Consider the following 18,924-nt stretch of genomic DNA (forward strand, 5'->3'; position numbering starts at 1 on the left):
TGGCGCCGGGCTCAATCCAGGGGGCGCCACTCCGGTGTACCCAGATCCTCGCGGAAGGCGAAGCGCTTCAGATGGTCGATCACCACATCTTGAAGACGGGCCAGGGTGGTGGCGTCGGGAGCGGTGACGCGGACGGTCAGCCTGTCGGCTGTGGCGGCGAGATCGCAGCTCCGTCCCTCGCCGAAGGGGATGTGGCCGGTCTCGGGGCCGAAGGTCACCGCGAATTTATGGCTCCAATGCTTGCAGAGCTGCGTCAGGTAGCGGGCGGCATTGCCGGTGGCGATGCTGGTCTCGGTCCGGATCATGCTGGTGTCGTCCGTCGGGGGCAGGGGGAGTTGTTCGATGGAGTCGGCGGCGGCGCAGAGGATGGCGGCCATGGCCTGAAGCCGGTCGGGCGTCGCCGGCGCGGCGAGCTGGCACTGGTGCAGCGCCCGCTTCAGCCGGACCATGGCCTGTTCCAGCACGGGCGGCGCGTTGTGCCGGTCGCGGATGCGCCGGGTCCGCAGCAGCGCCATCTCCACCTGGGGGCTGCTTTCCTCCAGATACAGGCGGCCGGCGGGGGTCAGGGCATAGGGCTTGCGCCCCTCGCCGCCGTCGTCGCGGGCGGTGTAGCCCAGCTCTTCCAGCAGGCTGAGGGTGGGATAGAGCACGCCGGGGCTGGGGCTGTAGGCCCCGCCCATCAGCTCGCCCACGGCCTTGATCAGCTCGTAGCCGTGGCGGGGCTTCTCGGCCAGCAGGTGCAGGCAGAGCAGGCGCAGATCGCCCTGATCCAGCAGGCGGCCCCGCCGCCCCCGGCCCGGCCCGCCATGATGACCGTGACAGGGCCGGTCCTCGAAACCCGCATGGGCGAACCGGCGGCCGAGGCCGCGGTGCAGAAAGCGGGAGAGCATGTGCCATCCTCCATCTTCGATATGTCTGATAATAGATATATCTAAAATCGGCAGTGTGCAAGAGGCCCGACGGGGTGCAACGATGGTTTCGTGACCAGAACGGTCGCGGCCAGGCGTGGCGGCGGCGTTGGGTCAAATTGGCGGCGGGGCGGTCGGCCCTGTTGAAGGGGGGCGCGAAAGCGGGTAACGATCCCTGGACGGGCGGGGTACCCCCACCGACGCAGGGCGGCGCGTGAGGAGAGCACAGCGATGACGCGGACCTTCATTTCGATGGCGAAGACCGGCGGCCAGGGCAAGACCCTGGTGGCGCAGATGCTTGTGCTGCAGCATGAGCGCAAGGGCGTGCCGGCCAAGCTGGCGGCCGCGGACAGCGACACCCTGAACCAGCGCTCGAAGTTCGGCCGGCTGTTCACCCATGTGAAGGAACTGGGCATCGGCGAGGAACTGACCAAGATCAAGGCCTCCACCGATCCCAACCTGGCCATCAAATACTGGGACGAGTTCGGCCGCACCCTGCTGGATGGCGGCCATATCATCGATGTGGGCGCCAATGTCGCCTCGGAGCTGTTCGCCTGGGCCGAGGCGCGCAATGCCGGCAGCCTGCTGCGCCGGCGCAATGCCGCCCCGGTCGATCTGGTGGTGGCCACCAAGGCCGAGGGGCAGGCCATCGAGGATGCCCGCGCCCTGATCCAGTACAGCTTCGACAAGCAGGAATGGCTGCCCACCGCCCGCCGGTTCGTGGTGCTGAACGAGGTGGCCGGCAGCTTCGCCCCCTATGAGGCCGATCCGGCCTTCAAGCGGCTGAAGGCCTTCCAGAGCCAGGGCGTGCAGATCCTGACCATGAAGCGCTGCGAGTCGGATATCTGGACCCTGCTGGAGCGCGAACTGATCTCCGTCCGTGACGCGCTGAAGCTGTCGGACGTGGATCTGGAGAAGCGCTACGGCATCGATGTCTGGACCGGCCATGGCGGCCTGACCGACCTGCGGGCCTGGGCCGATGAGACCCTGGCGGCCTTCGAGCGCGTCGGTCTGGCCCCGTCGCGCGACAAGAGCGAGCCGGCGGTGGAGCCGGTGGGCGGGGCCTGCGCCTGAGGCGCTGACCGACCCCGGGCCGATCCCGGACCGATCCCGGACTGGCGCCGGACCGCGGCGGTTGCCCGGGCCGGCGGATCGTGCTTGACTCCCCCGCCGTCTGACACGGATTGGCGCCGTTCCCCGGGAGCGGCGCCGCTGTCTTTCCGGCGTCTTGGCATCAGGTGCCGTCGCGGCCGGACCGCCGGCCGCCCGGAACGGCGGGAGAGGGTGTTTTGGTCCGTTTCGAGAATGTGGGTCTGCGCTACGGCAACGGGCCGGAGGTGCTGCGCGACATCAGCCTGCATCTGGCGCCCGGCTCCTTCCATTTCCTGACCGGCCCCACGGGTGCCGGGAAATCCAGCCTGTTGAAGCTGCTCTATCTGTCGGAGCGGCCATCCCGCGGCCTGATCACCCTGTTCGGCGAGCCGCTGTCGAAGACCCCGCGCCGCACCCTGCCGGAGCTGCGCCGCCGCATCGGCGTGGTGTTCCAGGATTTCCGCCTGCTGGACCACATGACCGTGTTCGACAATGTGGCCCTGCCGCTGCGCATCGCCGGCATCGCCGAGAAGCGGGTGCGGGAGATGGTGGGCGATCTGATGTCCTGGGTGGGGCTGGCGGAGAAGATGCACGCCCTGCCGCCCACCCTGTCCGGCGGGCAGAAGCAGCTGGTGGCCATCGCCCGCGCCGTGGTCACCAGCCCCAAGCTGATCGTGGCCGACGAGCCGACCGGCAACATCGACCGCGAGATGTCGCTGAAGATCATGCGGCTGTTCATCGAGCTGAACAAGCTGGGCACCACCGTGGTGGTCGCCACCCACGACATGTATCTGGTGGACCGGCTGCAGCGGCCGGTGCTGGAGCTGTTCGAGGGCAAGCTGGCCGAGGCGTCCTGGTGGCTGAAGCCGGACCAGCCGCAGCCGGACCTGGCCTGACGCGGGCGGCCTCTCCCCCCTCTTGTGCCGTCCCCCCCTTTGTGCCGCTGCTTGCCTTTGCCGCCGCCGCACCCCACCTGAGGCGCCATGACCCCTGACCGGCCCGCCGAGGCCCTTCCCGCCGATGGCGGCTGCCGCCAGCCCCCGCCGCCCACGGCGGCGGCCCCTGCCTATGACCGCGGTCCACGCGCCCCCGGCGCGGCCCGCCGGGTCGGGGCCATGGTGCTGCGCAATGTCTATCTGATCCGCCGGTCCTGGCCCCGGATCCTGGAACTCTGCTACTGGCCGACGGTGCAGTTGCTGGTCTGGGGATTCCTGTCCCGGTTCCTGGCCACCAACAGCAGCTGGGTGGCCCAGGCGGCCGGTGTGCTGGTGGGGGCCGTGCTGCTGTGGGAGGTGCTGGTCCGCACCCAGATCGGCATGACCGTGACCTTCCTGGAGGAGCTGTGGAGCCGCAATCTGGGCAATCTGTTCGTCAGCCCGCTGCGGCCCTGGGAATGGGTGGCGGCCCTGGTGGTCATGGCCTTCCTGCGCGTGCTGGTGGGGCTGTCGCTGCCGGTGCTGCTGGCCGGACCGCTGTTCGGCTTCTCCCTGTTCGGGCTGGGCCTGCCGCTGGCGGGATTCTTCGCCAATCTCATGCTGATGGGGGTGACGATCGGCCTGCTGACCTCGGCCGTCATCCTGCGCCACGGGCTGGGGGCGGAGGGGCTGGCCTGGATGGCGGTGTTCATCCTGGCCCCGGTATCGGCCGTCTATTACCCCGTCTCGTCGCTGCCCGGCCCGGTGCAGGCCATATCGCTGGCCCTGCCGAGTACCCATGTGTTCGAGGGCATGCGCGACGTCCTTTTCGGGCACGGGTTCGATTCTGGCCATCTGCTGGCAGCAATCATGCTTAATCTTCTCTACGGGGCCATTGCCGCCCTATACTTCCTGCGGGCGTTCGCCAATGCGCGTCAGCGCGGCGCCCTGCTGCAGACCGGGGAATGACCGGAACGCCGGACCCGGCGGTGAAGACGGGGCAAGGGAGGACCAGGTTGAGCGGACCGCGCAAATACGCCGTCCAGAAGCCCAAGGGCAGCAAATGGGAGACCCTGGCCCTGGTGGACGACCTGTCCAGCGGCAAGCAGGCCTTCCACAGCGCCGTCAGCCAGCACGCCGCCGTGCCGGTGCGGCTGATCCAGGTGGATTTCATCAATGACGACGCCCTGTCGGACTTCGACTGGCGCCTGATCGAGCTGCACGACCCCCGCAGCGATACCGGCGGCCGGCCCAAACCCACCATCATCGCCGGCAGCGAGCGGACCCAGCCGCGCAAGGCGGCGAAACGCCCGGCGCGGCGCGGGACCGGCATGGGCGGCACCGGCGGCGGCCTGCGCCCACCCGGCCAGCCGCCCCTGTCCCGCGGCCAGAGCGAGCGGGTGCCGGTGCCCGTCCCCACCTATGTGGCGGCCTTCCTGTTCGGGGCGGCGGCCCTGATCCTCTGGGCCGTCTGGTTCCGCATCTGAAACCGGCCCGCCCCCGGCCCGCCGCTCAGGCGCCGCGGCCGGAGACGCCGGCCTGGGCGAAGGTGCCCATGCCCAGATGACAGGCCAGGGCCGAGCGCAGCACCGGAATGGCCAGGGCCGCCCCCGACGCCTCGCCCAGGCGCATGTCCAGGTCGAACAGCGGCCGCTTGCCCATGGCCCGCAGCAGGCGGGCATGGCCGGGCTCGGCGCTGCAATGGGCGACGATGCAATGGTCCAGGGCCTTGGGGTCGGCCTTGAACAGCACGGCGGCGGCGGCGGTGCAGACGAACCCGTCCAGCACCACCGGCACCCGCGCCAGCCGGGCGGCGATGACGGCGCCGGCGATGGCGGCCAGCTCCTGCCCGCCCAGGCAGCGCAGGGCCTCGAACGGGTCGGTGCGGGCAGCCGGGTTGGCGGCCAGGCCGGCGGCCACCACGGCGGCCTTGTGCGCCAGCCCCTCGGCATCGACGCCGGTGCCGGGGCCGACCCAGTCGGCGGCTTCCCCGCCGAACAGGGCGCAGGCCAGGGCGGCGGCGCTGGTGGTGTTGCCGATGCCCATCTCGCCCAGGCAGAGCAGGTGCAGGCCCGGCTCCACCGCCATCATGCCGTAGGCCATGGCCGTGGCGCAGGACGCCTCATCCATGGCGGGGCCGGTGGTGAAGTCGGCGGTGGGATGGTCCAGATCCATCTCGTAGATGCGCAGGTCGGCATCGGCCGCCTCGGCCAGCTGGTTGACGGCGGCGTGCCCGTCCAGGAAGGCCTGGACCATCTGCCGCGTCACGTCCGGCGGATAGGCGGAAACGCCGCGGGCGGCGATGCCGTGCGCTCCGGCAAAGACGGCGATGCGGGGATGGGTCAGCTCCGGCGGCATCTTGCCCTGCCAGGTGGCCAGCCACTGCACCATCTCCTCCAGCCGGCCCAGGCTGCCCTGTGGCTTCAGCAGCGAAGCCTCGCGCTGGGCGGCGGCGGTCGCCGCTTCCAGATCGGGGCCGGGCAGTTCGGTCAGAACGCGGCGGATCTCGTCGAGGGAGGGGGTGTCGTCGGAAGCCATGGCGATACTCTCGGCCGGTCGGGGCGGGGTCATCATCTCATCCGCATGCGGGGCGGCTCCCCCGCTCTTGCGAGGAACGGCGCTGGCGGCGCGGTGGTCCCTCCCGTATACCGATTGCATGGACGACGCAACCCGACCGCACCGCACGACAGCCCTCGCCGAACTGGCCGCCGCCGTCATTTTCCTGACGCGCTTGCCACTGCCCTGGCGCGGCCACTGGCCCGCCGACCTGGACCAGCGGGCGCTGGCCTGGTTCCCCATCGTCGGTGCCCTGATCGGGGCGGCAGGCGGATTGCTCTATTGGGGGCTGTCGCTGCTGGCCCTGTCGCCGCTGCTGGCCGCGGTCGTGACCGTGACCGCGCTGACGCTGCTGACCGGGGCGCTGCACGAGGACGGGCTGGCCGATGTGGCCGACGGCTTCGGCGGCGGCCGCGACCGTGAAGCCAAGCTGTGCATCATGAAGGACAGCCGGGTCGGCACCTACGGGGCGCTGGCCCTGGTGCTGGCCGCCCTGCTGAAGGTGGCGGCGCTGGCGCAGCTGGCCGAGCCGCGCAGCGTGGCCGCCGCCCTGATCGCCGGCCACGCCCTGTCCCGCGGCCTGCTGCCGGCCCTGAAGCTGGCCCTTCCGGATGCGCGCCGCACCGGCCTGTCCGCCAGCCAGGGCCGGCCGAACCGGGCGCGGGCGCTGGCAGCGGCCGTCATCGGCCTGTGCTTCGCCGCCACCTGCCTGGGCAAGCTGCCGCTGGGGTCGGGCTTCACCGGGCTGGCGCTGCTGCTGCTGACGGCGGCGGCCGTGGCCGGCATGGGCCGGCTGGCCCGGCGGCAGATCGGCGGCATCACCGGCGATGTGCTGGGTGCCAGCCAGCAGCTGGCCGAGATCACGCTGCTGCTGGGGATCGTCGCGGCCGTGGGGCTGGCGCGGTGACGGCGATGCCCCCCTGTCCTCCGGTCACGCGCTGGTGGTGGGTGCGCCATGCCCCGATCGCGTCGGCGCCGGGGCTGATCGCCGGGCGCAGCGACCTGCCCGCCGATCTGACCGACGGGCCGGCGCTGGACGCGCTGGCGGCCCGTCTGCCCGCGGGCGCGGTATGGCTGGTGACCGACCTGTGCCGGTCGCGGGACACGGCCCGTGTCCTGCTGGAGCGGCGGGGGGAGGGATTGCCGCTGCGGGTCGAGCCGGAGCTGACCGAACAGGATTTCGGCCGCTGGCAGGGGCAGACCCACGCCGCGGTCACGGCCGCTGAGCCGGAGCGGGTGGCGGCGTTCTGGCGCGATCCCGCCGGGGAGGCGCCGCCGGAGGGGGAGAGCTTCGCCGCCCTGGCCCGGCGCACGGCTGCCGCCATCGACCGGCTGTGCGCCGCCCATGCCGGCTGCGATCTGGTGATGCTGGGCCATGCCGGCCCCATCCGGGCGGCGGTCGGCCACGCGCTGGGATTGTCTCCCGGCCGGATGCTGGCGCTGGTGGCGGACTGCCTGCATGTGACGCGGCTGGACCACATCGCCGGTCCGGCCGGGACGGGCGGGCAGTGGCGGGTGCAGGCGGTCAACAGCCCGCCGGCGGGGTTACCGCTGACGGCACCGGGCATTTTGCCCCGGTGATGCCGCAGTTGGCCGCCAGCATCGCCCATCTCTGGGCGCAGGCTGGCCGATGTGTTAGGTCTGCGCCCCGGCGGGGCTTTCCCCGCTGACATGTGGCTTTGTGAACTCGGTTGGGAGGTACGGAATGAGGCGGTTTGCGGCAGCCATCCTCGGCATGGCGCTGGCGATGATGGCCCTGGTGCGGCCGGCCATGGCCCTGAGCGAGCCGGAACTGCTGGTGGAGCGGGCGCGGGTCACGGCCATGACCCTGCTGACTGATCCGGAATATGGCAACCTCAAGAGTCTGGTCGGCCGGGCGCGGGCCGTGCTGATCATGCCCAACATGATCCAGGCCGGCTTCTTCCTGGGCGGTGGCGGCGGCACCGGCGTCATGGTGGCCCGCGGCGACGATGGCGCCTGGTCCGGTCCCGCCTTCTACACCATGGCCGAGGCCAGCTTCGGCCTGCAGTTCGGCGGCCAGGCCTCGGAGATGATGCTGGTGATCATGACCCAGAAGGGTCTGGACGCCATCATGGACCGCAAGGTCAAGCTGGGCGCTGACGCCAATGTCGCCATTGGCGAGCTGGGCACCAGCGTCGGCGCCGGGTACGGCGTCGGGCTGTCGGCCGACATCTATGTCTATGCCAAATCGTCCGGCCTGTTCGGCGGCATGGCCATCGAGGGGTCGGTGGTGGCCCCGCGCAGCGAGTACAACGACACCTTCTATGGTCACAAGACCTCGCCCCGGGCCATCCTGGTGGACCGCCAGTTCTACCGGCCCGAGGCCCAGGCCCTGGCCGCCGTGCTCAGCGTCCGCTGAGCACGGCCTTCCGTCCTTGGCCCGGGGGGGATCAGACCACCACCCCGGCCGCGGCCTCCTTGAGGATCGTGGCGCTGCGGTGGAGGGCGGCGGTTTCCTCCGGGGACAGCGTCGGCTCCAGCGTGTGGACGACGCCGCGGGCGCCGAGCAGCCGGGGCAGGGACAGGGCCACGCCCTCAACCCCGACAATGTGCTCCGTCAGCATGGAGCAGGTCACCAGCGCCTTCTCGTCGGTCTGGATCATCTGCGCCATGCGGGCCAGACCGGCGCCGATGCCGTACCAGGTGGCGCCCTTGCCCTTGATGATGCGGGCGGCGGCGTGCCGGACCTCGTCATCGATGCGGGTCCGGTCGGCCGGCGTCAGGGGCCGGTCGAGCTGTTGCGCCGCCTGATCGACCGGCAGGCCGCCGGCCACGGCCTGGGACCAGTGCAGCACCTCCGAATCCCCGTGTTCGCCCAGCACATGGGCATGGACCGAGTTGGGGCTGATGCCCAGATGCCGGGCCAGCAGCGCCCGGAAGCGGGCGGTGTCCAGCACCGTGCCGGAGCCGATGATGCGCTCCGGCCCGACCCCGTGCCGGGCGGCGATGCGGGTGGAGATCTGCGTCATCACATCCACCGGATTGCTGGCCACCAGGAAGATGGCCTGCGGGCTGGCCTTCAGCACGGCGGGGATGATGGCGTTGAAGATCTCGGCATTGCGGGACAGCAGGTCGAGGCGCGACTCGCCCGGCTTCTGGCTGACCCCGGCCGACAGCACCACCAGACCGGCCCCGTCGAGATCCTCATAGTTGCCGGCATGCAGCCGGGTCGGATGGGAGAACGGGGTGGCATGCAGGAGGTCCGTGGCCTGGGCCGCGGCCAGGTCGGTGTTGCGGTCCACCAGCACGATCTCGTTGCCGACGCCGCGCATGACCATGGCATAGGCGGCGGTGCTGCCGACCATGCCGGCCCCGATGATCCCGATCTTCATGGCGTGCCTGCTCCTTTGCGGCTGAGGTGATGGGGGATGCTAGCCCCAGCGGGGCGTGCGGTTGTCCGCTTTCAACCGGGGGGAGGGTCCCGCCGGGCTGCGACCCATTGGCGCAGAAGATGCAGGCAGTCGGGCAGAGCGCGTGCCGGCAGGGCGGGACAGCACGTATCGCGGCATGGACCCGGAGAACGGGCCGGGATACGCGTACAGGATGTGGGGCGGCGGCGGCGGCCAGATATCTTGGTTGCTATGGGGGCTTGCCATGCGGCCCCGCGTGCCGCCAGGATGCGCCGGCAGGCTGCATCCCCGGGCCTTGCGGCCTGCCGCCGGCACGCCGACGGGAGTGCCCGCTGGCGGCGCTGCGTTGGCCGCGCGCCGTTGATGACCGCCCTGATCCGTATCGCCGGGATTGCCCCTATGACCCGTTCGCGTCTGACTCGACTCCTGATCGCCGGCCTTGTCGGTCTGCTGCTGGCCGCTGTGGTCGCCTGGTGGTCGATCCTGCAGGACCGGCGCGCGGCCGGACCCGCGGGCGCCTCCACCGAGGCCGGGACCCTGCTGGGCGGGGTCAGCATCGGCGGGCCGTTCAGCCTGGTGGACCATACCGGCAAGCCGGTGACCGACAAGGATTATGCCGGCAAGTACAAGCTGGTGTTCTTCGGCTTCACCTTCTGCCCCGATATCTGCCCGACCGAGCTGCAGGTGCTGGCCCAGGCCATGGACGCCCTGGGCGATGACGCGGCCCGGGTGCAGCCGCTGTTCATCAGCATCGACCCGCAGCGGGATACGCCGGTGCAGCTGGCGGAGTATGTGGCCATGTTCCATCCCTCTATCACCGGACTGACCGGCACGCCGGAGCAGGTGGCCGCGGTGGCCAAGGCCTATCGCGTCTATTACGCCAAGGCGCCCGGCGGCAACGGCGACGACTATCTGATGGACCATTCCACCTTCACCTATCTCATGGGGCCGGACGGGCAGTTCCTGAAGGTGCTGCCGCGCGGGACGTCGCCGGACGAGATCGTCCAGTCCATCCGGTCCTATCTTGCCAGGGGTTGATCCATGACCATGCCTTTTCCGCGTCTTACCGCCCTGACGCTGCTGGGTCTCGCCGCCCTGCTTCCCGCTGCCCCGGTCCTGGCCCAGAGCGGTCACGACCATGCCGGCCATGCAGCCGGTCCGATGGCGGCCGGTCCGATCATGGCCATGCAGGCCTGGGCGCGTCCCACCACCAGCCAGGCCAAGGCCGGCGGTGTCTTCATCACCCTGCACAACACCGGGGCCGATGCGGACACGCTGACGGCGGCGGCGGCGCCCGCGGTGGCGGAGCGGACCGAGCTTCACACCCATGTCATGGACGGTGGGGTGGCGCGCATGCGCCCGGTCGAGGGAGGGATCGAGATCCCTGCCGGTCAGGCCGTGGCTCTGCAGCCCGGCGGGCTGCATATCATGCTGATGGGATTGAAGGCGCCGCTGAAGCCGGGTGACCGCTTCCCGCTGACCCTGACCTTCGCCAAGGCCGGTACGTCGCAGGTGGAGGTCGAGGTGCTGCCGCCGGGCAAGGAGCCGGCCCAGGCCGCCACCGGGATGGGGCACAGCCATTGAGACGTGCTGCCGCGGACGCACTGATACCGGTACGCGGCTGCTGCACTGCGGCACTCCGTCTCAATTCGCAAAGTAATTCTTGTTTTTTCAAGCACTTAAGTATCAGGTTTCCGTGCTTGACAGGGGTCCGGCCGGCCCGTATGGTGCCGCCGCTTTCGCGCGGCATCGATGCTGGCGGCGGATGGAGGTCGTCTCATGACTGAGGATCGCCCTCCTCCATCGCTGGAGGAGATCGAGGCAAGGCTGCGGGAGGCCCGGCGTGGCGCCGGTCTGGAACCGTCCGAACCCCTGGTGGGGGGCGGCGGTGCCAGCCACAGCGACATGGGACTGGGGCTCCGGATCGCGGTCGAACTGGTGGCCGGCGTGTTGGTGGGTGTGGCGATCGGCTATGGGCTTGATCGCTGGCTCGATTCCGCGCCCTGGGGGCTGATCGTGATGACCCTGGTTGGTGCGGTCGCGGGTTTCATGAACGTGTACCGGGTCGTCAACGGCCAGGGGTACGCGGCGGGGTTCAAGAAGACCGGGGACACCCGGAATCACGGGGAATGAGGTCGTCGTGGCTGGTCCGCTGGAACAATTCGAGATCAAGCAAATCGTCCATCTCCCGGTGGGCGGGCTCGACCTTTCCTTCACCAACTCGGCCCTGCACATGGTCGCCGCCATCGTGCTGGCGACCGGCCTGCTGATCTACGGGATGCGCGGCCGGGCCATGGTGCCGGGGCGTCTGCAGTCCATGGCCGAACTGCTGTACGAGTTCGTGGCCGGCATGGTGAAGGAGAATGCGGGGGAGAAGGCGCGGCCCTACTTCCCGTTCATCTTCTCCCTGTTCGTGTTCGTGCTGTTCGGCAATCTGCTCGGCCTCATCCCGATGGCCTTCACCTTCACCAGCCACATCATCGTGACCTTCGCGCTGGCGATGATGGTGTTCCTGTTCGTGACCATCCTGGGTTTCGTCCGCCACGGGCTGCATTTCCTGCACCTGTTCCTGCCGGAGGGGACGCCCTGGTTCATCGCCTGGCTGGTGATCCCGATCGAGATCATTTCCTATTTCGTGCGTCCGGTCAGCCTGTCTGTCCGACTGTTCGCCAACATGCTGGCGGGCCATACCATGCTGAAGGTGTTCGCCGGCTTCTCGGTGAGCCTGGCCGGCATGGGCGCCGTCGGACTCGTCGGCGGTCTGGTTCCGGTCGCCATGAATGTCGCGCTCTTCGGCCTCGAATTCCTGGTGGCTGCCATCCAGGCCTATGTCTTCGCGCTGCTGAGCTGCGTCTACCTTCGCGATGCGCTGGAACTGCACTGATCCGGCGCTGCGTCCCATCCAACCCCCCGAGTTTCTAAACTCTTCCAAACCAGAGGATTGTTAAAATGGAAGCTGAAGCGGCAAAGTTCATCGGCGCCGGTCTCGCCATGCTGGCCCTGCTGGGCGTCGGTATCGGCCTCGGCAACCTGTTCTCCGGCCTGTACCAGGCTGCGGCCCGCAACCCGGCCGCCATCCCGGCCTACCGCACCTTCATCTTCATCGGCTTCGCGCTGACGGAAGCCGCCGGCCTGTTCGCCCTGGTCATCGCCTTCCTGATCCTGTTCTCGTAAGAGACGGGATCGGTTCGGCCGCCGGACCCGGCGGCCGCGCTTCAGCACCGGTTGATCCGCCGTTGCATCCCGTCCCCCCGCGGGCCGGTCCATGCAACGGCGGTCTTCTATGGTCCGGCCGGTTTCGCCCGTGCAGGGTCAGCCAGACCATCCGTGCTGTCAGGATTGGCGAGCCGGCTCCGTCGCGGGCCGGGTTTGAGTGAATGGGTGCCAACATGCGTATCCACAGCCTAAAGCGCTGGAGCGTCTGCGCCGCGGTCGCAGTGCTGGCGGTTGGTGTCGTGGCGGTGGTCGACCCTGCCTTCGCGCAGGACGCGGCCCATGCCGTCGGCGATGCCGCGACCGGCCACGGGGGGGAACACCACTCCGGCGGCCTGCCACAGCTGAACCCGGCCAGCTACGCCTCGCAGATCTTCTGGACTTTCGTGACCTTCGGCCTGCTGCTCTGGCTGATGTCGAAGGTGGCCCTGCCCCGGGTCGGCGAAGTGCTGGAAGCCCGGCAGGAAAAGATCGCCAACGATCTCGACAAGGCCGGCGCGCTGAAGGCCGAGGCCGAGGCTGTCATGCAGGCCTATGAAAAGGCCATCACCGAAGCCCGTGCCAATGCCCACAAGGTGATCGCCGACTCCGTGGCGGCTGCCGATGCCGAGGGCGCCCGCCGCAACAGCGAGCTGGCGGCCGATCTGGCCCAGCGCGCCCGCGCGGCCGAGGAGCGGATCCAGGCGGCCCAGCAGGCGGCGCTCGGCAATGTCCGCACCGTGTCGGCCGAGGCGGCCCAGGCCGCCGTCGAGCGGCTGGTCGGTGTCAGCCTTGGCGCCGACATGGTCGGCACCACCGTCGATGCCGTGCTGAAGGAGCGTGCGTGATGCTGCAGAACCCGTACACCTGGGTCGCTCTGGCGTTCCTCGTCTTCGTCGGAATCGTCGTCAAGATGGCCGGCAAGACCATCCTCGGCGGCCTGGACGAGCGTGCCGCCCGCATCCGCCAGGATCTGGAGCAGGCGCAGAAGCTGCGCGAGGACGCCCAGGCGGCCCTGGCCCAGTATCAGCGCAAGCAGCGCGACGCGCTGAAGGAAGCCGAGGCCATCGTGACCAGCGCGCGTGAGGAGGCCGACCGCATCCGCAAGGAAGCGACGGCCGAGCTGACCGCCGTGCTGAAGCGCCGCGAAGCCCAGGCCATGGAGAAGATCGCCCAGGCTGAAAGCCAGGCCGTGCAGCAGGTGCGCGATCTGGCCGTGGACATCGCCATGTCCGCGACCGAGCGGCTGCTGGTGCAGACGGTGGATCAGAGCCGCAGCGACGCTCTGATCGAGCAGGCCATCGCCGATCTGCCGCGCAAGCTGAACTGACTGCCGGGCCGGGCCGCAGGGTCCGGTTCACCGGGTGTTTAGAAAGGGCGTTCCCGTCGGGAGCGCCCTTTTGCCATGTTCAGGCCTTTTGCCATGTTCAGGATTGCAGCGGACCGGGCTGGTGTTTGCGGGCGCGCTTCCGGGGTCAGAAGGCCGCCCGCCCGCGGCGGACGGGCGGCCTGTCTGCGGGAGGAATTCTCCGCCGCAGCGGTCAGGACCGGTCGGGTGTCGCCAGCTGGGCGGCAAGGCCGACGAAGGCCGGATAGGGATGGGTGACGACATAGGTGGGGATCGGCCCCAGGAAGTCGCGCATCCGGCCCTTCTCGACGAAGCGCTTGCGGAAGCGGCTATGCTCGAACACCGTCAGGAAGCGGGGCACGATGCCGCCGGCGATATAGACGCCGCCGCGGGCGCCGATGCTGAGCGCCAGATTGCCGGCCACGGTGCCGAGCATGGCGCAGAACATGTCCAGGGCCTCCACGCAGGTGGGATCGCGGCGGCCGAGGGCGCGGTCCGTCACCTCCGCCGGACTCAGCGGTTCCGGCGTCAGGCCATCCAGGAAGGCCAGCGTGTCATAGAGGTTGACCAGCCCCGGACCGCACAGCAGACGCTCGGCCGAGACATGCTCGAACATCTTGCGCAGCTGGGCCAGCACGGCGCTCTCCCGGTCGGTGATGGGCGCCATGGTCACATGGCCGCCTTCGGTCGCCAGGGCCGTCCAGCTGTCACCGCTGCCGGGAATCAGGGCGGAGACGCCGAGGCCGCTGCCCGCGCCCAGAACGCCGATGGGATAGCCGGGCACCTCCTGTCCTTCACCGATCTGCACCCGGTCCTCATCATCGAGACGGGGGATGGCCAGGGCCACGGCGGTGAAGTCGTTGATCACGTCCAGCCGCTCGAGGGCCAGGGCCTCGCGCACACCGCGGATGGAGAACTCCCAGGGCAGGTTGGTCATGCGCACGACATCGCCGGTGATGGGCGAGGCCACGGCGAAGGCGGCGCGGGCCGGCCGGGTGGCGGCGTCCTGCCCGGCCAGATAGGCCTTGGCCGCATCGGCCAGCGAGGCATAGTCGCCACAGCGCAGGACCCGTTCCCGAGTCACGCTGCCGTCCGCCTCGACCAGGGCGAAGCGGGCATTGGTGCCGCCGATATCGGCGATCAGGCCGGGTGTGCTCATGCTTGCCCCGCCACGCCGGACAGGGCCTCCACATAGCTTTCCCGCCAGTGGGTAATGTCGTTCGCCCGCAGCACTTTCATCATCGCCTCGTAGCGTTCGCGCCGTTCTTGAAGTGGCATGGTCAGGCCGCGCTGCATGTTCTCCGCCACGGCCCGGATGTCATAGGGGTTGACGATCAGGGCGCCGTCAAGCTCCTTCGCCGCGCCGGCGAACCGCGACAGCACCAGGACGCCCGGATCCTCCGGCGGCTGGCATGCCACATACTCTTTGGCCACCAGATTCATGCCGTCGCGCAGCGGTGTCACCAGGCCGATGGACGCATGGCGGTAGAATCCGGCCAGGGCCTTGCGGCTGAAGCTCTTGTTCAGGTAGCGGATCGGAACCCAGTCGAATTCGGCGAAACGACCATTGATATGGCCGGCCAGTGCTTCCAACTCGCGCCGGATGGCCTGATACTCCGCCACATCGCTGCGCGAGGGCGGGGCAACCTGCATGAAGCTGACCTGGCCGCGGTTGGCGGGATAGGCGTCCAGCAGCGCGTGGAAGGACTCGAAGCGCTGGGGCAGGCCCTTGGAATAATCCAGCCGGTCCACACCGACGATCAGGGCGCGGCCGACCAGGCTTTCCTTCAGCCGCCGCATCTGGGCTGTGTCGGCGGCCTGCCGCGCGATCCCTTCCAGCGTGGCGGTGTCGATGCTGATGGGAAAGGCGCGGGCGATGACCGACCGGCCGAACGCCCCGATCCGCAGCCCCTGGCCTGCCCCCAGTTCCTCGACCGTCCCCTGGGCCTCGTAGCGGATATAGTTGGCGAAGCAGCGCAGATCGACCTCGGTGTGGAAGCCCAGCAGATCATAGGCGCAGAGATTGCGCACCAGCGCCTCATGGGCGGGCAGGGCGCCCAGGATCTCCGGTGCGGGCCAGGGCGTGTGCAGGAAGAAGCCCATGGTCTGCTCCAGCCCCATGGAGCGCAACTGCTCGGCAAAGGGGATCAGGTGATAATCATGCACCCAGATCAGGTCATCCGCCCGCAGCAGCGGCGCCAGACGGCTGGCGAACAGGCTGTTGACCCGCTGGTAGCCGGCATAGGTGCGACCGCTGAACTGGGCCAGATCGAGCCGGTAATGGAACAGGGGCCACAGGGTCGAGTTGGCGAAGCCGTTGTAATACTCCTCCAGGTCGCGCTGGAGCAGGCCGAGGGTGGCATAGGTGATGCGGCCGTTCTGGGTGATGCCGGGGGCGTCGGGTGTCTGCTCGACCGTGTCCCCGTTCCAGCCGAACCAGATGCCGCCACGGCTTTTCAGCGCTTCCTGGATGGCCACGGCCAGCCCCCCGGCCTGGCTCTTGCCCTCCTCGACCGGGGCGACACGGTTTGAAACGACGACCAAGCGGCTCACTGCTGCGTCCCTTCCTGCTGGTGGTTGCCATGGGGTGACGCCGCCCGGAGACGGTGGGGCGACCACACGACCATACTGGTCGATGGGAACGGGGGGCACCCTGCCTCCCGTCAGGGGGGCGGAGCGTCCTCGGACAAAGTGGCTAGGTCCTTTGTTATGCTGCGCTGCGGTATGAAATGTGCGGATTTCCGCCGCCGCCCGTGCGGAAAGCCGCATAAAACGGGCGCATGGCTCGTTTGTCTTTTTGCACTTGCACAACGGCGCCGCAGCACGCATAGTTGTTTTGCGACACGGCCGATGGCCCTCTGTCGTAACGCACTTCTTGGGCGTTTCCTCCCTAAACTCAGGCCGTGCCTTGCGCACGGCCTTTCTTTTTGGGCGGCAGGCTTCCGGTGGCGGGAGGTCAGCGATCCCGCTGCAGGTCGCGGATCAGCAGGATCTGGTCCAGGGCCTCGCCGAACTTCACGCCCACGCCGGGCAGCCGCCCGACCTCGACGAAGCCGGCGGCGCGATGCAGGGCCAGGGAGGCGCTGTTGCGGCTGTCCCCGACAATGGCAAGCATCCTGCGGTAGCCCAGGACGGCGCAGCGATGCAGCAGAGTCCGCAGCAGGGCGCGGCCGATACCCCGCCCCTCCTGCCCGGCGGCCACATAGATGGAATTCTCCAGCGTGAAGCGATAGGCGGCGCGGCTGCGATAGGGGCTGGCATAGGCATAGCCCACCACGCCTCCACCGCTCTCCGCCGCCACCAGCCAGGGCAAGCCGCGCCCCTGGACATCGGCCAGCCGCCGCGCCATCTCCGCCGCGTCGGGGGCGACATCCTCGTAGCTGGCGGTTCCCGTCAGCACCTGGGGGGCGTAGATCGCGGCCAGGGCGGCGGCATCGGCCGGGACGGCATCGCGGATCACGGGCAGGGTGGGCATCAGCGGCGGGCCAGGCGCCGGTGGCGGGGCAGATCGCCCAGGGCAGCCACCAGGAGCCGCATATGCTGGCCCAGGGTGGTCAGATAGGGCTGCCGCTCCAGCGTGGTCTCATCGACATAGAGGGCGCGGTTGAGTTCGATCTGCAGGGCGTGGACGCCCTCGGTCGGACGCCCGTAGTGCCGCGTCGTGTAGCCCCCGGCATAGGGGCTGTTGCGGGCTGTGACATAGCCCAGATCGCGCAGCACCGTTTCCGCCGCATCGGTGACGCTGCCGGCGCAGGCGGTCCCGTGGCAGTCGCCCAGCACCACATCGCAGCGGCGGCTGTGCGCCATGTCCGGCGGCAGGCCGATGGAGGGCATGGAGTGGCAGTCCAGCAGGATGCAGCAGCCGAAGCGCGCCACCGTGGCATCCACCAGCCGGCGCAGCGCCGCGTGATAGGGGTAGTAGCAGCGCTCGATCCTGGCCGAAGCGTCCGCGAAACGCAGCTTGGTCCGATAGATCTCCTCGCCGCCGGCCACGACCCGGGCGATGGTGCCCAGTCCGACGGCGACGCGGGGGCTGCGGACATTGACATAGCCGGGCAGAGGCCCGTCGAACATGGCGGGATCGATCTCGTAGGGTTCCCGGTTGGGATCGATATAGGCGCGGGGGAACAGCGCCTCCAGCAGGGGGACGGCGAGCGCCTCGGCCGCAGCCGCGAAGATCTCCTCGACGTAGCAATCCTCGGAGCGGCGCAGGGTCAGCGCGTCCAGCCGCGAGGCCGAGAGGAAGGCGGCGCTGTAGCCACGGCCGCTGTGGGGAGAGGCCAGCACCAGCGGCAGCGCCTGCACATCGGGCGCCCGCAGGCGGAAGACCGCGTCGGCGCCGGTCGTCTGGGGAGCAATCGGCCTGTCCATGTCATTGATGTAGACGAAAGCGGCGCCTGCTGCCACAGGCGGCGACAAGGCCTTGAAAGAAATCCGACATGAACCGTGAAGAAGGGGGTTGCCAAGCCCTGCCAGGGGTGCTAAACCCCCCGCCGCCGCCGGGGAGACCCGACGGCGACACGATGGATCGGGCGCGTAGCTCAGCGGGAGAGCACTACGTTGACATCGTAGGGGTCACAGGTTCAATCCCTGTCGCGCCCACCATCCATCGGGACTGATCGGCGGTACTGCGCATGATCGAGAAAGCCGCCCTCCGGGGCGGCTTTTCGCTTTTCCGGGTCTCTGCCTTCCCAGCGCGCTGCCTTGCCATGTGTCCTGCCTTTCCGGGCGCGTCCCCGGCCCGGGCCAAGTCTGGGGCGTCGCTGCTCCGGCCATCGTGCCGCCAGGGGACAGGATCTGTAAAAATCGATCGATATATGCTCTTGTATGAATATCCAAATGGATGGGGTTTGTTCCCTGTCGATTAAATCCTGATCTTTTGTATTTATTGTCGATCGGGCAAGGCTGTGCCACGTTTTGTCTATAAGGCGAACGGAGGCAATCATGATCCACCCCGTCTCATGGACCGCGGACCGCGGCAGAGTTTCCCGGCGGACGGCCGCCGCGCAGAGCCTGACCATGGCCACCAAGATGCGACTGCTGCTGGGACTGGCTTCCCTGTCCTGGGTGCTGTTGGCGGCGGCCGTCTATGGCACGATCCAGCTGTTCAGCTGAGCCATGCGCGCCGGGCCGATGACGGGATGGCGGGGTAAACGACAAAGGCTCCCATGCTGAAGCATGGGAGCCTTTGCTCAAACCGTGACGGTCTGGAAACTGGAGCGGGCGAAGGGATTCGAACCCTCGACCCCAACCTTGGCAAGGTGGTCCGGGCCTTGATCGGGGACTATCCTCCGCGAGGCATTCCAGCCACAAGCTCTTGAAACTGATGAAATGTTCCAATCATTCGAGTGCGACCCGGTCCGCCCGGCCACGCCCCAATTCCCATTTCGCTGCTTACCCACTGTTCACCCGAGGACTAGAGCGGTTTCCGCTCACTCTGGCTCATAGCCTGCTGCGGTGAAGAAGTTTGCGCATTCGGCTGGCGTGAAGCGGTCGATGAGGGTGCCGATGGCGTTCCAGAGGCCGTCGACGGTGCGTTCGGC

Annotated in this window: 21 protein-coding genes, 1 tRNA gene and 1 pseudogene; 15 read left to right on the forward strand and 8 right to left on the reverse strand. The window is 69.1% G+C overall.

Annotated elements, in window-relative coordinates; all coding sequences use genetic code 11:
• Nucleotides 1-11 precede the first annotated feature (11 nt).
• Nucleotides 12-890: a DUF2218 domain-containing protein gene (locus DK368_RS15465; protein ID WP_114394869.1), complete on the reverse strand. Its 879-nt coding sequence runs from the start codon at nucleotides 888-890 to the stop codon at nucleotides 12-14.
• A 249-nt stretch (nucleotides 891-1,139) separates the two neighbouring features.
• Here DK368_RS15465 and DK368_RS15470 point away from each other — a divergent pair, with 249 nt between their 5' ends.
• From DK368_RS15470 to DK368_RS15485, 4 genes are all read left to right on the forward strand, one after another.
• Complete coding sequence (locus tag DK368_RS15470) at nucleotides 1,140-1,982, forward strand: hypothetical protein (RefSeq protein ID WP_114394870.1); 843 nt, start codon at nucleotides 1,140-1,142, stop codon at nucleotides 1,980-1,982.
• Between the two features lie 215 nt (nucleotides 1,983-2,197).
• On the forward strand, nucleotides 2,198-2,896 hold the full coding sequence (gene ftsE / locus DK368_RS15475) for a cell division ATP-binding protein FtsE (RefSeq protein WP_114394871.1): 699 nt from the start codon (nucleotides 2,198-2,200) through the stop codon (nucleotides 2,894-2,896).
• 87 nt (nucleotides 2,897-2,983) lie between these two features.
• Complete coding sequence (locus tag DK368_RS15480; RefSeq protein WP_114394872.1) at nucleotides 2,984-3,883, forward strand: ABC transporter permease; 900 nt, start codon at nucleotides 2,984-2,986, stop codon at nucleotides 3,881-3,883.
• Nucleotides 3,884-3,930: 47 nt separating this feature from the next.
• Nucleotides 3,931-4,401, forward strand: a complete 471-nt coding sequence (locus DK368_RS15485) for a hypothetical protein (RefSeq protein WP_114394873.1) — start codon at nucleotides 3,931-3,933, stop codon at nucleotides 4,399-4,401.
• Between the two features lie 25 nt (nucleotides 4,402-4,426).
• On the opposite strand, the gene cobT is transcribed toward DK368_RS15485, so the two are convergent.
• The gene (cobT, locus tag DK368_RS15490) at nucleotides 4,427-5,452 is read right to left on the reverse strand and encodes a nicotinate-nucleotide--dimethylbenzimidazole phosphoribosyltransferase (RefSeq protein ID WP_114394896.1); all 1,026 of its coding nucleotides are present in this window, start codon (nucleotides 5,450-5,452) and stop codon (nucleotides 4,427-4,429) included.
• 118 nt (nucleotides 5,453-5,570) lie between these two features.
• On the opposite strand from cobT, the gene cobS reads away from it, so the two are divergent.
• From cobS to DK368_RS15505, 3 genes are all read left to right on the forward strand, one after another.
• The gene (gene cobS / locus DK368_RS15495) at nucleotides 5,571-6,377 is read left to right on the forward strand and encodes an adenosylcobinamide-GDP ribazoletransferase (RefSeq protein ID WP_114394874.1); all 807 of its coding nucleotides are present in this window, start codon (nucleotides 5,571-5,573) and stop codon (nucleotides 6,375-6,377) included.
• A 5-nt stretch (nucleotides 6,378-6,382) separates the two neighbouring features.
• Complete coding sequence (locus DK368_RS15500) at nucleotides 6,383-7,051, forward strand: histidine phosphatase family protein (protein WP_114394875.1); 669 nt, start codon at nucleotides 6,383-6,385, stop codon at nucleotides 7,049-7,051.
• 124 nt (nucleotides 7,052-7,175) lie between these two features.
• A complete protein-coding gene (locus DK368_RS15505) occupies nucleotides 7,176-7,850 on the forward strand; it encodes a lipid-binding SYLF domain-containing protein (RefSeq protein WP_114394876.1) in 675 nt (224 codons plus the stop codon).
• A 31-nt stretch (nucleotides 7,851-7,881) separates the two neighbouring features.
• On the opposite strand, the gene DK368_RS15510 is transcribed toward DK368_RS15505, so the two are convergent.
• Nucleotides 7,882-8,823 (reverse strand): L-lactate dehydrogenase, encoded by a 942-nt coding sequence (locus tag DK368_RS15510; protein ID WP_114394877.1) that lies wholly within the window; start codon nucleotides 8,821-8,823, stop codon nucleotides 7,882-7,884.
• Nucleotides 8,824-9,240: 417 nt separating this feature from the next.
• Between DK368_RS15510 and DK368_RS15515 the strand changes: the two genes are divergently transcribed.
• The 7 genes from DK368_RS15515 (at nucleotide 9,241) to DK368_RS15545 (ending at nucleotide 13,363) form a co-directional block, all read left to right on the forward strand.
• A complete protein-coding gene (locus DK368_RS15515) occupies nucleotides 9,241-9,879 on the forward strand; it encodes an SCO family protein (protein ID WP_114394878.1) in 639 nt (212 codons plus the stop codon).
• Nucleotides 9,880-9,882: 3 nt separating this feature from the next.
• On the forward strand, nucleotides 9,883-10,425 hold the full coding sequence (locus DK368_RS15520; RefSeq protein ID WP_240002522.1) for a copper chaperone PCu(A)C: 543 nt from the start codon (nucleotides 9,883-9,885) through the stop codon (nucleotides 10,423-10,425).
• A gap of 195 nt (nucleotides 10,426-10,620) precedes the next feature.
• Nucleotides 10,621-10,974: an AtpZ/AtpI family protein gene (locus DK368_RS15525; RefSeq protein ID WP_114394879.1), complete on the forward strand. Its 354-nt coding sequence runs from the start codon at nucleotides 10,621-10,623 to the stop codon at nucleotides 10,972-10,974.
• Between the two features lie 7 nt (nucleotides 10,975-10,981).
• Nucleotides 10,982-11,725 (forward strand): F0F1 ATP synthase subunit A, encoded by a 744-nt coding sequence (locus DK368_RS15530; RefSeq protein WP_114394880.1) that lies wholly within the window; start codon nucleotides 10,982-10,984, stop codon nucleotides 11,723-11,725.
• Between the two features lie 65 nt (nucleotides 11,726-11,790).
• Nucleotides 11,791-12,015: a F0F1 ATP synthase subunit C gene (locus DK368_RS15535; RefSeq protein WP_114394881.1), complete on the forward strand. Its 225-nt coding sequence runs from the start codon at nucleotides 11,791-11,793 to the stop codon at nucleotides 12,013-12,015.
• Nucleotides 12,016-12,230: 215 nt separating this feature from the next.
• On the forward strand, nucleotides 12,231-12,881 hold the full coding sequence (locus tag DK368_RS15540) for a F0F1 ATP synthase subunit B family protein (protein WP_114394898.1): 651 nt from the start codon (nucleotides 12,231-12,233) through the stop codon (nucleotides 12,879-12,881).
• Entirely contained in the window at nucleotides 12,881-13,363 is a 483-nt protein-coding gene (locus DK368_RS15545) for a F0F1 ATP synthase subunit B family protein (RefSeq protein WP_114394882.1), read from the forward strand. Before DK368_RS15540 ends, DK368_RS15545 begins: the two co-directional genes overlap by 1 nt.
• Before the next feature lie 211 nt (nucleotides 13,364-13,574).
• On the opposite strand, the gene DK368_RS15550 is transcribed toward DK368_RS15545, so the two are convergent.
• The 4 genes from DK368_RS15550 to DK368_RS15565 form a co-directional block, all read right to left on the reverse strand.
• Nucleotides 13,575-14,540 carry a glucokinase gene (locus tag DK368_RS15550; protein ID WP_114394883.1) on the reverse strand — a complete coding sequence of 322 codons (966 nt, stop codon included), beginning with the start codon at nucleotides 14,538-14,540 and terminating at the stop codon, nucleotides 13,575-13,577.
• A complete protein-coding gene (otsA, locus tag DK368_RS15555) occupies nucleotides 14,537-15,934 on the reverse strand; it encodes an alpha,alpha-trehalose-phosphate synthase (UDP-forming) (protein ID WP_114394884.1) in 1,398 nt (465 codons plus the stop codon). Before otsA ends, DK368_RS15550 begins: the two co-directional genes overlap by 4 nt.
• A 403-nt stretch (nucleotides 15,935-16,337) precedes the next feature.
• Nucleotides 16,338-16,856 carry a GNAT family N-acetyltransferase gene (locus tag DK368_RS15560; protein ID WP_114394885.1) on the reverse strand — a complete coding sequence of 173 codons (519 nt, stop codon included), beginning with the start codon at nucleotides 16,854-16,856 and terminating at the stop codon, nucleotides 16,338-16,340.
• Nucleotides 16,856-17,752 (reverse strand): N-formylglutamate amidohydrolase, encoded by an 897-nt coding sequence (locus tag DK368_RS15565; RefSeq protein WP_114394899.1) that lies wholly within the window; start codon nucleotides 17,750-17,752, stop codon nucleotides 16,856-16,858. The genes DK368_RS15560 and DK368_RS15565 overlap by 1 nt, the downstream gene beginning before the upstream one ends.
• A gap of 159 nt (nucleotides 17,753-17,911) precedes the next feature.
• Here DK368_RS15565 and DK368_RS15570 point away from each other — a divergent pair.
• Nucleotides 17,912-17,986: transfer RNA gene (locus DK368_RS15570), tRNA-Val, on the forward strand.
• Between the two features lie 827 nt (nucleotides 17,987-18,813).
• Here DK368_RS15570 and DK368_RS15575 read toward each other — a convergent pair.
• A pseudogene (locus DK368_RS15575) lies at nucleotides 18,814-18,924 on the reverse strand (IS630 family transposase); the annotation flags it as partial.

The sequence above is a fragment of the Oleisolibacter albus genome (assembly GCF_003336875.1).
Lineage (GTDB): Bacteria > Pseudomonadota > Alphaproteobacteria > Azospirillales > Azospirillaceae > Niveispirillum > Niveispirillum album.

What these genes read in the sequence shown, in the direction of transcription:
- DK368_RS15535 (WP_114394881.1), top strand. Translation starts at nt 11,791, where the DNA reads ATGGAAGCTGAAGCGGCAAAGTTCATCGGCGCCGGTCTCGCCATGCTG.
- cobT (WP_114394896.1), bottom strand. Translation starts at nt 5,452, where the DNA reads ATGGCTTCCGACGACACCCCCTCCCTCGACGAGATCCGCCGCGTTCTG.
- DK368_RS15480 (WP_114394872.1), top strand. Translation starts at nt 2,984, where the DNA reads ATGACCCCTGACCGGCCCGCCGAGGCCCTTCCCGCCGATGGCGGCTGC.
- DK368_RS15550 (WP_114394883.1), bottom strand. Translation starts at nt 14,540, where the DNA reads ATGAGCACACCCGGCCTGATCGCCGATATCGGCGGCACCAATGCCCGC.
- DK368_RS15465 (WP_114394869.1), bottom strand. Translation starts at nt 890, where the DNA reads ATGCTCTCCCGCTTTCTGCACCGCGGCCTCGGCCGCCGGTTCGCCCAT.
- DK368_RS15520 (WP_240002522.1), top strand. Translation starts at nt 9,883, where the DNA reads ATGACCATGCCTTTTCCGCGTCTTACCGCCCTGACGCTGCTGGGTCTC.
- DK368_RS15515 (WP_114394878.1), top strand. Translation starts at nt 9,241, where the DNA reads ATGACCCGTTCGCGTCTGACTCGACTCCTGATCGCCGGCCTTGTCGGT.
- DK368_RS15540 (WP_114394898.1), top strand. Translation starts at nt 12,231, where the DNA reads ATGCGTATCCACAGCCTAAAGCGCTGGAGCGTCTGCGCCGCGGTCGCA.
- DK368_RS15545 (WP_114394882.1), top strand. Translation starts at nt 12,881, where the DNA reads ATGCTGCAGAACCCGTACACCTGGGTCGCTCTGGCGTTCCTCGTCTTC.
- DK368_RS15525 (WP_114394879.1), top strand. Translation starts at nt 10,621, where the DNA reads ATGACTGAGGATCGCCCTCCTCCATCGCTGGAGGAGATCGAGGCAAGG.
- DK368_RS15505 (WP_114394876.1), top strand. Translation starts at nt 7,176, where the DNA reads ATGAGGCGGTTTGCGGCAGCCATCCTCGGCATGGCGCTGGCGATGATG.
- DK368_RS15560 (WP_114394885.1), bottom strand. Translation starts at nt 16,856, where the DNA reads ATGCCCACCCTGCCCGTGATCCGCGATGCCGTCCCGGCCGATGCCGCC.
- cobS (WP_114394874.1), top strand. Translation starts at nt 5,571, where the DNA reads ATGGACGACGCAACCCGACCGCACCGCACGACAGCCCTCGCCGAACTG.
- DK368_RS15510 (WP_114394877.1), bottom strand. Translation starts at nt 8,823, where the DNA reads ATGAAGATCGGGATCATCGGGGCCGGCATGGTCGGCAGCACCGCCGCC.
- DK368_RS15565 (WP_114394899.1), bottom strand. Translation starts at nt 17,752, where the DNA reads ATGGACAGGCCGATTGCTCCCCAGACGACCGGCGCCGACGCGGTCTTC.
- DK368_RS15470 (WP_114394870.1), top strand. Translation starts at nt 1,140, where the DNA reads ATGACGCGGACCTTCATTTCGATGGCGAAGACCGGCGGCCAGGGCAAG.
- DK368_RS15500 (WP_114394875.1), top strand. Translation starts at nt 6,383, where the DNA reads ATGCCCCCCTGTCCTCCGGTCACGCGCTGGTGGTGGGTGCGCCATGCC.